Raw genomic sequence first — 12867 nt, 5'->3', positions numbered from 1 at the left:
ATTTTTTTGGAGATTTTATATTGTCCTAAAAATAGTTATCTAAATGCAAAAAAGTGCCCCCAGATAACTAGCAGGGCAATTAATTATCTGGGGACACCTTATGACATGATAACTTTAATTAAAGGTTGTTTTACCTTTACGTGCTTTTAATGACCATAAAATGGAAACAGTATCAATAACTTCTTGTAATAAAGCTCCGATAATCGTTGGAATAATCCCTAGCGCGGCAATTAACATTAACGCCACACAAATGAAAATCCCGATTAAGACCGACTGCTTAGCAATCGTCATAGTTTCACGGGCAATGATGATAGCACGTACCAAACGAGTCAAATCATCTTTGACAATAACTACATCAGCAGCTTCACTGGCAGCACTGGAACCTTTGGCGCCCATGGCAATACCGACGTCAGCCACTGCTAATGATGGTGCATCGTTGACACCATCGCCGACCATACCTAATGGACGATTAGCAGCTGGTGTTTTCTTCAAAGCTGAAATTTTATCTTCAGGCATTAAATCAGCGTCTACTTCACTTAAACCAACTTCGTTAGCGATTTCCTCGGCAGTTGCTTTATTATCACCAGTTAACATGCGCAAACGATTGATGCCTAACTGTTTTAAATCTTTGATAGTTTGTGCAGCTTCGGGGCGGACTTGATCGATAAAGGTGATTTTACCAGCGTATTGTTCATCAACGCTGACATAAATAGTTGGTTGATTGTTGGCAGGTGCACTATGTTGTGGAGCAACGAAAGAAAGGCGCCCAGCTTTAATCGTATGATTATTGATAATGCCTTGCACACCTTGCGCTGTGTCTTCTTTGAGATCTGTGACGTTCAGCAGATCGGTGTGGACAGAACTTAAAAGCGATGTTGCCAAAATATGATTAGATTGCTGTTCTATGCTGGCAGCGTATTGTTGCACTTCTTCAGAAGTAAAACCCGTTGCTGGAACTACCTTGTCTAAAGCCAAAACACCGCGCGTAATAGTTCCAGTTTTATCAAAAGCGATGGATTTCAGTAAGGATAATTTTTCAATTGCGGTACCGTTTTTAACGATAATCCCGTTACGACTAGTGCGACTCATACCTGAAACAAAGGCAATCGGTGCTGCTAAAATTAGTGGGCACGGTGATGCAACTACCAAAACTTGGGCAAAACGATTAGGATCTCCGGTTATAGCCCACGCAATACCCGAGATAATAAGAGCTACCAAAGTAAAAGGAACGGCGTAACGATCAGCTAACCGAACAAATTTAGCGGGCTGATTTTGTGAAGCTTCCACTAAGCGAATGATTTTCTGATATTGTGAGTCAGCGGCTAATTTAGTGGCTTTCATTTCTAAAGCGCTGGATCCATTGATCGACCCAGACATTACTTCACTGCCACTATCTTTCTCCACTGGCTTGGATTCACCAGTCAAAGAGGATTCATCTAAGCTACCACTGCCTTTAGTGATAACACCGTCAACTGGCACTTGTTCACCAGGTTTGACGATTAAAATATCATTGATCTTAACTTGCTCTAAAGCGACATCTTGTAAACTGCAATCGGCTTGTTGTTGATGCGCACTTTCTGGAGCATGTTCCAGTAGCGATTTTAATTCGCTACCAGCTTTATTAGCGGCATAATCTTCCAAAGTATCGCCACCAACGAGCATTAACAAAATTATTAGACTGGCCCAATATTGTCCCACAGCGAGAGTTGATACGATGGCTAAAATTGCTAATAGATCGACACCGTATTTACCGGAACGCAAAGTTTTAATCATTTCAAAAATCATGGATAAGGCTAATAATGCACCGACGATAGTAATTAAAATTTGTGCCCAGAGATTCAAATGGAACCCAAATTCTAAAACGAAAGCAACGACGGCTATCCCGATTATTACGAGTAATTTTTTGTAATGCATTTATACAAAGATCTCCTTTATTGAATTTGTGAGGAAAAAGTTTCTACGTGTTGAATAGCCGTTTAGATAATTATGATAATTGTTGATCTAAATACTCTAATGAAGTAACTAATAATTTAATTACTTCAGCACGCTTGACTTGATCTAAGACAAGAACATTTGTAAGTGCGGCAGGATCCGCATTGATTGTGATGGCCCCGCGTTGATCAGACCAAGTAGTATTCACTTGTAAAGCTAATTTTTGTCCACTGAATAATTCGGGCTTGAGTAGATAAGAAATAGTTGTTAAATCGTGGATGGGCGCTAAAGCTAAAGTATGATGTTTCAATTCAGCAGCAGCGTATGGAACCAAGATTTCGTAAGCTAGTTGACTAGCGGGACCTTTATTGGCTAACGCAGTGATTTCATTGTCGGCAATCGCCGTTTGGTTAGTTACATCTAAACCACAAAGTACTGTTTCAATGCCTGAGGCTAAGACAATATGTGCTGCATCAGGATCTACATAGAAATTGAATTCGGCATTCGGCGTTACATTTCCAGTTTTTAAAGCACCACCCATAATTACAAAGCGCTTAATTTTTGTGCGATCTTCAGGGAAAACCTTCAATAATAAAGCGATATTAGTCAATGGTGCTGTTGCCACAACTGTGATCGGTTCTATGCTTTTTGATAAAATATTGTGCAAAAAGGTGATCGCATTGTGGCTTTGGATGGGATAAGCATCAGCTTCTGGTGGGAAAGTTGGTCCTGCCAAGCCATTAGTACCATGAAATTCTGAGGCGTTGTGCAAGTTTTTGATAATTGGTTGCGCTTGCCCCGAAGCAATTGGTGTTTGTTGTTTTAAAAACCATAAAATGTGTTGAAGATTGCGGGTAACATTACTTAAAATTTGGTTGCCACCTACACTTGTCATACCTAGTACTTCTAATTTATCAGGATGCGCAAATGTCTCTAAAATTGCAATAGAATCATCACTACCAGGATCACAATCAAAAACAATCTTTTCAACCATAATTCAGTTCCTCCTAATTTTAGGTGCACCTACAAATATTCTTTGCCTAACAACAATGTAGCACACTAACTCTAAAAATTCATTAGCAGTTCGTATTCCGATATGCGCGAATAATATAACTTGAATATTAAATACTTTTTTCATAAAATATAATAGTTAGAATAATTTATGGTTCCAGATAGAAAAGGAGGATCACGATGGCTAATACACATAAGGGTGTTACCGGTAATCGCCGTCCCGTATCGCGGGAAAATTCCGCTAAACGTCGTCAACACACCGATGAAGTGTTGAACTTCTTAAAAAACGGTTTAGATGAAATGAAAAAAGAAAATGCTACTAAGAAAGCTAACTAGTCTTTCGACAAGCTAAAAAGAGCCCTGTTTTTACACAGGACTCTTTTTTAGTTGCTTAATTTAATCTAAACTAACTGGATTATCCGGTTCTTGACCGTTAATTAATTTGATGTTGTCATTGTGAGAAATGTTCACCATATTTTCGACCGCTGTTTCTGTATAAAAAGCAGTATGCGGTGTCACGATAACATCTTTGCGTTCCAATAAATTGTTTAAACGTTCATCAGGAAAAGGACGACCATTCCAATCTTCATTGAAAATACCGACTTCGTCTTCGTAAACATCCAAACCAGCACCGGCAACTTTGCCACTATCTAAACCGCGTATTAAAGCATCGGTATCAACTAAATCACCACGTGACACGTTGATGATGATGACACCTTTTTTCATTTTAGCGATGGAAGTGTCATTAACCATGTGGATATTTTCTTTAACGGAGGGAACGTGCAAACTGATAATATCAGCTTGACTGTATAGATCATCTAAACTGTCAACGTACAAGCCTTCAGCCTTTAGTTCGGGATTTTGGAAAATATCATAACAAATTACTTTAGCGCCAAAGCCTTTCAAAATATCAATTAAGACGCGTCCGATGTGACCAGTACCAATGATTCCAACGGTTTGCATCCGCATTTCACGACCAATTTCGGGTGCCCAACGCAAATCACGTTTTTGAATTTTATCAGTATATTCAGGTTCACGACGCAGTAAACGACCCATCAACCAAGCTGCGTGTTCAGCAATGGCATTAGGTGAGTAAACACGAACGTTCGTAATTTTAAGACCTAGTTCTTTAGCTGCTTCCATATCAATGTTATCAGTTCCGACATTACGCAAAGACATATTTTTAATACCAGCGTCATGCAAAGCTTGTAAAGTAGCTCGATCGTAAGGCGCTTGCTGATAAACAACCACGCCATCGGCACCTTGTGCTTTTTTAGCAGTCTGCGGTGTTAATAAATCTTGCTCGATTTGGACATCAACTTCTGGATGTTCTTGCTTCCAGGCATTTAATGCCGGCATTTCATCTTCACGAATACTATAACTAACAATTTTCATAAAAATCCTCCCCTTAAACTATCGATATCTTCATTTTAATAGTTTGTGCAAAAGTAATCAAACTCTTCCTAAAGATTTTTGTCCATATTAAATGTTAATTTGGATAGCTCAATCCCTTGTGTGAATAAAGTTCCCATGTAAGCTCGTGTTTTAGCTTCCGTTTCTTCAACCAAAGCTTGATTTTGCTGTGTCAAAAAATCAGTTAATTCAGTGCCTTGGTATTGTGCGGCTTGTTGGTCAACTTCAGCGATTACTTCACGAAAACGTCGCCGACTTTCTGTTAAAAAGTCAATATTGCTCTGAATAAAGGCATGGTAATGGGATTCAACCAGCATGGATAAACCGTTATAGAGCCAATAAGCATCTTTAATATCAAAATTCATGCTTGTATGGCTGAATGAGGGAGCAGTGTCTTTCATATTAGTATAAAATGGCAAGAAAGGTGCAAAAGTTGGAAAGCCAATACATAGCCACATAATGCCGGCCAATTCTTCAGGTACATCATTTCTGATTTGTAAAATATGCGAATTTTGTGTCCGATTCAAGCCAATAGGACGATACAAATATTTCGTAGCAGATTCGCCTTGTTGCATAGGATCGTATGGCGTTTCATTGTAATGGGAACCTAAAATATATTCCAAATCATCAATCGAAATTTTGTGATTAGTCCGACAAATGAAAGGTAATTCGCCATCTTCAGGGTCTTGCTCAATTTCTGGATTTAAATATCTTTGACCAAACCAAACACGCGGATTGTTATAATGGCGATCCTTTTGATTGTTGGTGCCAAAAATATGGCGGAAGTTCCAGCCAGTTTGATCGGTATTTAAATGATTTTGCTTCACAAAATCTTGAATGTCATCTGACCACATGAATTCTTGCGTATTATTGAAATCCACTTGTTGAATGGAAACACGATTGGCAGCAATAGCATAAGCGTCGTCAGGAATACGTTGTGCTACCCAATGATGACCAGTCACAATTTCCATGTACCAAACATCATTGTGATCGCTGAATAATACAGAATTGCCAGCTGGAGAACCGTATTCTTTAATTAAAGCACCAGTTCGTTCTACTGCTTGGCGTGCTGAAGTAACATAGGGTAAAACCATGCGGACAATACAATCTTCATCCAAGCCATCAACAACTAGCGGATCGTATGCTAAAGCGCGTTCGTTGCCATAAGTGCTTTCGGTAGCAGACATAGCCACATTTTTGGTATTGATCCCACTTTCATCATAGTAGCCTTCGTGTTGGTAATCGACATTGGGCACACCGGGCCAACCAAAACTGTCAGCAGGAACTTGTGCTTTAAAGCCATTTAACCAAGATTTAACTTCAGTATCAGTCGTGTTTTTTTGTGCTGGATGATATTCAAATTTATGCGGCGAAATGGCACCGAATGTGTCGTCGTTGCGGGCAATCATCGTAGAACCATCAATAGATGCATTCTTGCCAACTAAAATAGTAGTACAAGCTGATAAATTTTTAGTATTCATGTTAATCTCCTTAATTTAATTACTAATTCAGTCTATCATAAAGCAGATCTGAAGTATTAAAACTGATTGACAACAGCGCAAAATCATCTAGGATATAATATTAATGATATACTTTTAACTTAAGTAATTTAGAGGAGTTTATTAAATGTTATTAGGCAGCGTCGAAGCAGGTGGTACGAAATTTGTCTGTGCGGTAGGGAATGAAGACTATCGTATTATGGAAAAAACACAATTTCCGACTACTGATCCAGCAACAACAATTCAAAAGACAATTGAATTTTTTCAAAAATTTGATGATTTAGCAGCGCTATCTGTGGCTTCATTTGGTCCCATCGAACTCAAAAAAAACAATCCCAATTATGGCTATATTACTGATACTCCTAAATCTCAGTGGTCACATACTGACTTAATTGGTCCACTGAAAAAAGCACTTAATGTACCAGTTTACTTTACAACTGATGTGAATGGTTCAGCTTTCGGTGAATACGTGACTGCTCAGCTATTTAATGAAAAGATTTCTTCATTAGTATATTACACAGTTGGTACCGGCGTTGGTGGTGGAGCTGTTTTGAACGGTAAAATTTTGCAAGGTTTTGGACATCCAGAAATGGGGCATACTTTTGTAAAACGTCATCCGGATGACTTGGATTTTGCTGGAATTTGTCCTTTCCATAAGGATTGCTTGGAGGGGTTGGTTTCTGGGCCCACTTTTGATGCACGGTTGGGCATTGCAGGTAAAGATGTGCCACACGAACATCATGTTTGGGATATTATGGCTTATTATGTAGCCCAAGCAGCGATTCAGCAAACGATGATTTTACGCCCGGATAATATTGTCTTTGGTGGTGGCGTGATTAGTGAAGACTTTTTGGCTAAAGTACGTGTGCATTTTAAGCAATTATTGAATGACTATGTTACTGTGCCAGATTTAGATAAATATATCACGATGCCGAGGGTGAAAGAGAATGGTTCCGCGACTTTGGGTAACTTTGCGCTGGCTTACAAGGTGCAGAGTGAGTAGTAATATTTTAAATTATATTTTTATTTAAGTAAAAAAACAGCCATCTTAGTCTTACATGACTGATAGCTGTTGTCGTAGTAATTTTATAAGGGATTAGTGTTAATTGCACCAATCCCTTTTTGGTCGCTAGCGATCCGCAAATCAGTATTTTGTGGATCTTGAATAACCCAATTCATTGCTCGCGATCATCATCATAAGTACTGTCTTGTTGTTGTTGCGCTAACTGACTGGTCCGGTAATAATGTGCATCTGTCCATAAACCGGCACCTCCCGCTGTGAATAAAACAGGTGTTTGTTGACCATCAATATTCTCATTCATGACGTAATAATATTCACCATCACCTGCGCTTTGGTACCAACCACGCAAGTCAATTACTGGTGAAACGGGCGTTTTCTTAAAATTCAAATTTTGCGGATCTTGCACTAATAATGATTGCCAATTATCCTGTCTTTGTTGTTGGAGAGCAGTTAAAGAATTCCCGCCAATGTTCAAAGTAGCTTGATCGTCTGCAGGGCGAACTGTACCATCGTAAGCAAACATAGTTTTGCCACTAAGGCTGATTTTGTTGCCTGCAAAAGTAATGGGCGAATTGGTGCTGGCATTTTTATCAGCACTGTACCAGGTACCTTGCATTGCTTGGGGAAAATCAACCTTTTTAAAGCCAGCATCCGCGGAATTAGCTGAAGCAGAATTATCGCCGGAGTTTTGTGTTGTTTGCTTTTTGGCGGTATCTTGCATCATATCAACGCTGGTTTGGGGAACCCAAACATTATCAAAGATTCGCTGCATTGTTTGCTTTTTGATTTTTTTGGTAGCCAGGACTCGCCAAGTAGTTCCTAAAGCTAAGACTTTATTGTGGAGTTTGTGACCATTACGATCGTAAAGTGCTGCTGACTGTTTTGTAATCTGAATTTGCTGTGTTTTAGCTGTCGTAGCGGCTTGAGTGTTTTGAATGCCAATCAATAATTCACCAATTAGGAGCATACTTGTTAAACCATAAATTGCTTGTTTTTGATGCTTGAATCTCATAACTTCTCCTTAATTAATAACAAAATTAGATTATAAAAGATTATTACTTTTTTCATAATCCCAGTTTACTTTAACATAATTACTAATTGCATTCACAATTTAGCACGCCTATAATCTTTAACAATTAGTTAAAAATTTGAATGGAGTGAGTTAAATGATCGGTTGTAGCAGTTTTACCATGATCACAAAAGATCAAAAACATTTTTTATCGCGGACAATGGATTTCATGATGGAGATGGCTCAACAAGTTGTGTGTGTTCCCAAGAATAAAACTTTTGCCTCGGTATACAGTGATCCTCAAACAGTAACCACCAAACATGCATTTTTAGGCATGGGCGATTTACAAAATTATAGTTCCTGTTTTAGAAAGCTATATTTTGGATTTTGTTTCGTACCTTACGGGCATCACCCGCAACATAGAATTTAACACCATACAACTTTACCTTATCATTTTCGCCAATAACATCGACACTCTCAGGCGAAATACTCGTTAACAAGTCCTCTTTCCATTGGTCTTGATCCAGTAATTGGGTGCCCTTGGGTTCAATATAAATCTGATAAATGTACGACTCATTAGCTAAATACAGAACAAAGTCCGGTAAGAAACCAGCATAGTGAGACACATCTCCAGCAAATTCATGCAATTTTAGCTTAGTATTACGCTCATCACTACGAATGAGGTAAACATCTTTATACTGGTTTTGTAGCTCTTCGATATAGCCTTGGATCAGTTCGATTAAACTACGTTCCAATTTATCGACAATAGCCTCGTTATAGACAAACCAAGGTGCCTTTTTATAGTCATAGGTTTGAATTAACTCATGAACCCCAGCATCAGAATAGTTAAGGGGGACACGCTTTTGATAATCCTGAACGGCATCTTTAATTGGCAACCCAATAAACTTATTGGTTCCGCGTTGGCGCTTATAGTTCATGATTAACATGCGCTGAATATAGGCTAGATATTTTTCAACGACTAATAGCTGTGTTTCTCGACTAAGCACTGCATCTGAACCCGTCGATACCGTTGCTTGGATTTCTTTTATTTGCCCCAACCACTGTGTCTCATACATAAACTCCGAGATGGAATTTAGCGTCGGCATATATTTTTTCATGGTATTGAATCTGAAGAAAGGATTCCGTGCCATTGCTTTTTTGACGAGGGCATCATCAATCTTTACCAGTCGTGTCTCATTCATACCAGCAACATTTTGTGTATCAAAGGCAGTTGCTTCTAGGGTTGCCATCTCAATATTGACGGTGGGTAATTCCGCAACAGGGATACCGTATTTTGCCAACCCATTGTATTCACTCTCAGGGGCATCTTCGACGTCATTGTAATACAGCTTGCCATATTGATAGACATCAGACCGCTTAAATGACTCTTTCACTGTCGTGGTCAAAATATCAAAGTCTTTATCATCTTCAACTTGTAGCTGCATTGTTTCAAAAGATTTCGTCAGATTATCGATATATTTTTTATCGTTAATCGTGTGATAGTGTAAGGACTCTAGTATCTGTAATTCTGGCGAACTATGGTCAAAGCGGCGCGTGAACGACGTTGTTTCCTTATAGATAAATGGGTTGTAGCGTGCACCACGCCCAATCAATTGCGCCTCACTATTGGTTTGTGTTGACGTAACGGGTTGCTCCCCAATTCGGACAATATCATACAAATTTAAGACGTCCCAACCTTCAGAAAGCTTGGCGACGGCGAAAATAGCTCTAAAGGGATTACTTGGTTCCTCTAAGGTATTCAAATTACGTAAATCATTTAAATCTCCTAAAATTCCATTGCTACTTGTATCATTAACATTAATTGTATTCAATGGTTGAAAATCACGTTGCAATTCACGTACCAAGCGCCCCAGATCAACTGTTTGATAATAATTATAGGCTTGGCGTAAAGTTGATGATTGCGTGGTTTGGCGTTGCTTTTCAATAAATTGCGCCAAATCTTCAGTAGTTAATTGATCCAGCAGCGTCAAAAATTGATCACGCGCCGCTTTTGAAACGTCAATTTTATTTGACTTAAATAAAATAACTGGCTTAAAATCTCGTACACCCGCCTGGGTTGCCATGCGCTTACGATATTGTGATAACAACACTGCATTCAGCATCTTTTCGTTATCATCAGCATTGGCTTGTAAACGAGCAATTTTCTTTGAGTAACCAGCATTTTGAAACTCTTTTAAATCATATTGAAAAATGACTTTATCCCGATATTTTTCGTAAATAACTTCGTTATTTAAATCAATGGTGGCCGTGAATTCTAACTGACGATTCGCTTTATTAGCTTGTCGAATACGGTCTAAGACATACTCCCACGCTTTATTTTTTTGATCTGCTTTGCTCTTTGTGCCGGCAGAAAAATGATGTGCTTCATCAGCTAGAATAATCAACTGCTGTTTCTCTAAATCACCATAAGTTAAGCCATTTTCGCGTGGTGTATTTAACTCATTCGCTAAAGTTTGGATCGTTGTGAGCCGCAAGTAGATCACACCTGGTTCACTATTTGTTGGAAAGCGGGTGACTTCTCGCAATTCAATCGGCATCCCATCAATACTTATTGGTTGTGAAAATAGGTATTTTGGTGACTGAACATTCAGCATGTTTTCACGGGTTTTAGCAATCACCGCGTTTGTATTAACGACAAACAGAAAATTTTGATAGCCAAATTCATGGTAAAAATACAGCATATCAGCTGCCATCACATCGGTTTTTCCAGAACCAGTGGCCATATGGAATAACAATTGATTAAAGCGACTAGCAACATTGGCATCCTTTTGCGTGTAATTCAAGTTGTACAGTGATTGCTTTTGATAGTCACGTAACTGATGCTTGAGATTGTGCTTAATGTAGTCCGGATAAACAAACGCATGTCGAGGTTCGTCGTTTTTTAAAAAATCACTCGTATAGTCATTGATCTCATGAACAATAGGTAAGACAAGTTCTCGTGCTTTCTTTTTGGCCACTACAGATCACGCTCCCCATAAAAGCTCTTATTAAAGGCAATATCACTCTCAGACATCAGCTCTTGCACATTACGATCGTCCATATCACTGTACGCATAATACAACTGATTCTTATCAATAAGCTTGACTATCAGCTGCTTTTTATCAGCCAATGCCATGGCTTGGTATTCAGGATCTTGTAGGACTTTTTCAACATCAACTCGGAAATCAAAATCAGCGCCACCTTCAATCATGCGATTAACGACATCTTCTAATTGCTTCGTCGTTTCGGCCTGTTGGACATCTTTGAGATAACCTTGATTCTTTTCCATTAATTCAGCATAGACAAATGAGCCACCACCTTGCCAATTAACATCTTTAGAAATACCACCTTGTTCACCAGCAATCACCTTTTTTAGGCGTTCAACAGAAACAGTTTTAATATAATCCATCTGTTCAATCCCAATAAAGCGACGATTCATCTTCATGGCAACCGATTGAGTTGTTGCAGATCCCATGAAGAAATCAAGCACTATGTCTGATTCATTAGAACCAATCGTCAAAATACGTTGTAATAGACGTTCGGGTTTTGGTGTGCCAAATGCACTGTTCCCATCAAACAACATTTTTATCTCTTTTTTTGCTTCTTGATTATGCCCAACTTCTCCATAGGTCCATAGTGTTTGTGCAACGACACCGTTTTTAACTTCCGATAAGAATCGTTTATATGCAGGCTTACTATTTCCATCTTTTCCAAAGTATACCCTGTTGTCATCTAACAATTCTTTATATCTTTCTTTTGAAAAACGCCATGAATATCCGTCAGGGGGAAGCACTTTACGTCCAGATGGAGTTATTATTTCATATACATTTTTTTGAATTGCAGGACCAACTGAAAAATCAGATGTCTTCCATAAACCACGTGGGTCGTTATCTGGATTTTTATATCGGTTGTCAGACTCTGCGCTTCTTGGCAACTGATTTAATTCTTTTTCTGAAGAATTATTCTTAGCATATACCTCAATATAGTCGTGTGACCTAGAGAAGGTTTTTTTGAGATTAACCGGTGCATATGCCCGTTGCCACACTATTTCATTTATGAAATTTTGGCGTCCAAAAATACTGTCAGACAGAACTTTAATGTAATGACTTTCGTTATCATCAATCGAAATCCAAATCGTTCCATTATCAGAAAGTAATTCCCATGCAATTTCTAATCTACTTTTTATAAAAGTCAACCAAGCTGAATGATTGAAATTGTCGTGATAACCAAAATCTTTCCCAGTATTATATGGCGGATCTAAATAAATTAATTTCACGCGTCCAGAGTAAGTATTTTTTAGACTGTGCAAAGCAATCAAATTGTTTCCCTTGATGATTAAATTGTCATCATCAAAATTATCAACTGATGTACCGTCTAAATTTTCTTGATTATACTTAGTAGCATTAACAAATACTTTGGGTTCCAATAATTGGTCAATTTCAGCTTTAGCTATCGTTTCATGCAAAAAAGGTTCATCAGTATCTTTTTGATCCTCTTTCGTCATACCGGCTTTTAAAACAGTATCTTTGAATGGAAAATCTAGTACTACGTCAGCAGTCTCATCAATAAATTTACCATCAGCAGTAAGGCCAATTTTATTCTCAAATTTTGTATAGCTATCTTGCCAGTATTCTTTATACGTAAACATTTCAATAAACTGGTTTAGCTTAAACAGTTCTACACTTTTATCATCTATAACAATTGACTCCGTATAGGTGTCATGAATTAGTTGATTAGCTAGTAATGCCTTCATCAACATAGGTGTATAAGCATCCAGGTCTTCTATTACTTTGTTGCGCTTTAGAGTTCCTTTATCTGAAAAATAGGTGTTACCAAAATCTTTCAAAATGGACTTTGTTGTCTCCATAATTTTTGAATCAATCATTTTTTCGCCCTCGTTTTTTAAATTTCCACCACTTTTTAGGTTTAGCTTGCGCTTCTGCCGGTTCTGTTTCACTTTGGGGTGACACCGTCTTTTTCAT

General features: G+C 38.3%; 10 protein-coding genes. 3 read left to right on the top strand and 7 right to left on the bottom strand.

Going from position 1 to position 12867, the window contains the following annotated elements; genetic code table 11:
* Window positions 1-114: 114 nt before the first annotated feature.
* Window positions 115-1914, bottom strand: a complete 1800-nt coding sequence (locus MOO47_RS03785; protein WP_249513464.1) for a heavy metal translocating P-type ATPase — start codon at window positions 1912-1914, stop codon at window positions 115-117.
* A 70-nt stretch (window positions 1915-1984) separates the two neighbouring features.
* Window positions 1985-2926: a nucleoside hydrolase gene (locus tag MOO47_RS03780; RefSeq protein WP_249513463.1), complete on the bottom strand. Its 942-nt coding sequence runs from the start codon at window positions 2924-2926 to the stop codon at window positions 1985-1987.
* Between the two features lie 197 nt (window positions 2927-3123).
* Between MOO47_RS03780 and MOO47_RS03775 the strand changes: the two genes are divergently transcribed.
* Window positions 3124-3279: a hypothetical protein gene (locus MOO47_RS03775; protein ID WP_249513462.1), complete on the top strand. Its 156-nt coding sequence runs from the start codon at window positions 3124-3126 to the stop codon at window positions 3277-3279.
* Window positions 3280-3339: 60 nt separating this feature from the next.
* Here MOO47_RS03775 and MOO47_RS03770 read toward each other — a convergent pair whose 3' ends face one another.
* Window positions 3340-4338 carry a D-2-hydroxyacid dehydrogenase gene (locus MOO47_RS03770; protein WP_249513461.1) on the bottom strand — a complete coding sequence of 333 codons (999 nt, stop codon included), beginning with the start codon at window positions 4336-4338 and terminating at the stop codon, window positions 3340-3342.
* A gap of 68 nt (window positions 4339-4406) precedes the next feature.
* Window positions 4407-5837 carry a C69 family dipeptidase gene (locus MOO47_RS03765; protein ID WP_249513460.1) on the bottom strand — a complete coding sequence of 477 codons (1431 nt, stop codon included), beginning with the start codon at window positions 5835-5837 and terminating at the stop codon, window positions 4407-4409.
* Between the two features lie 145 nt (window positions 5838-5982).
* On the opposite strand from MOO47_RS03765, the gene scrK reads away from it, so the two are divergent.
* Window positions 5983-6858, top strand: coding sequence for a fructokinase ScrK (gene scrK, locus MOO47_RS03760; protein WP_249513459.1), 876 nt, complete (start codon window positions 5983-5985; stop codon window positions 6856-6858).
* A 172-nt stretch (window positions 6859-7030) separates the two neighbouring features.
* Here the strand turns inward: scrK and MOO47_RS03755 are convergent, their stop codons facing one another.
* Complete coding sequence (locus tag MOO47_RS03755; RefSeq protein WP_249513458.1) at window positions 7031-7888, bottom strand: hypothetical protein; 858 nt, start codon at window positions 7886-7888, stop codon at window positions 7031-7033.
* A gap of 154 nt (window positions 7889-8042) precedes the next feature.
* Between MOO47_RS03755 and MOO47_RS07760 the strand changes: the two genes are divergently transcribed.
* Complete coding sequence (locus MOO47_RS07760; protein WP_396022056.1) at window positions 8043-8315, top strand: linear amide C-N hydrolase; 273 nt, start codon at window positions 8043-8045, stop codon at window positions 8313-8315.
* On the opposite strand, the gene MOO47_RS03750 is transcribed toward MOO47_RS07760, so the two are convergent.
* Together MOO47_RS03750 and MOO47_RS03745 are read right to left on the bottom strand one after the other, a co-directional pair.
* Window positions 8251-10863: a DEAD/DEAH box helicase family protein gene (locus MOO47_RS03750; protein WP_249513457.1), complete on the bottom strand. Its 2613-nt coding sequence runs from the start codon at window positions 10861-10863 to the stop codon at window positions 8251-8253. The genes MOO47_RS07760 and MOO47_RS03750 overlap by 65 nt on opposite strands.
* Complete coding sequence (locus tag MOO47_RS03745; RefSeq protein ID WP_249513537.1) at window positions 10863-12770, bottom strand: DNA methyltransferase; 1908 nt, start codon at window positions 12768-12770, stop codon at window positions 10863-10865. The genes MOO47_RS03750 and MOO47_RS03745 overlap by 1 nt, the downstream gene beginning before the upstream one ends.
* Between the last annotated feature and the right edge of the window lie 97 nt (window positions 12771-12867).

This window comes from Bombilactobacillus thymidiniphilus (assembly GCF_023380245.1).
Lineage (GTDB): Bacteria > Bacillota > Bacilli > Lactobacillales > Lactobacillaceae > Bombilactobacillus > Bombilactobacillus thymidiniphilus.
This window is presented reverse-complemented; position numbering and strand designations above follow the sequence as displayed.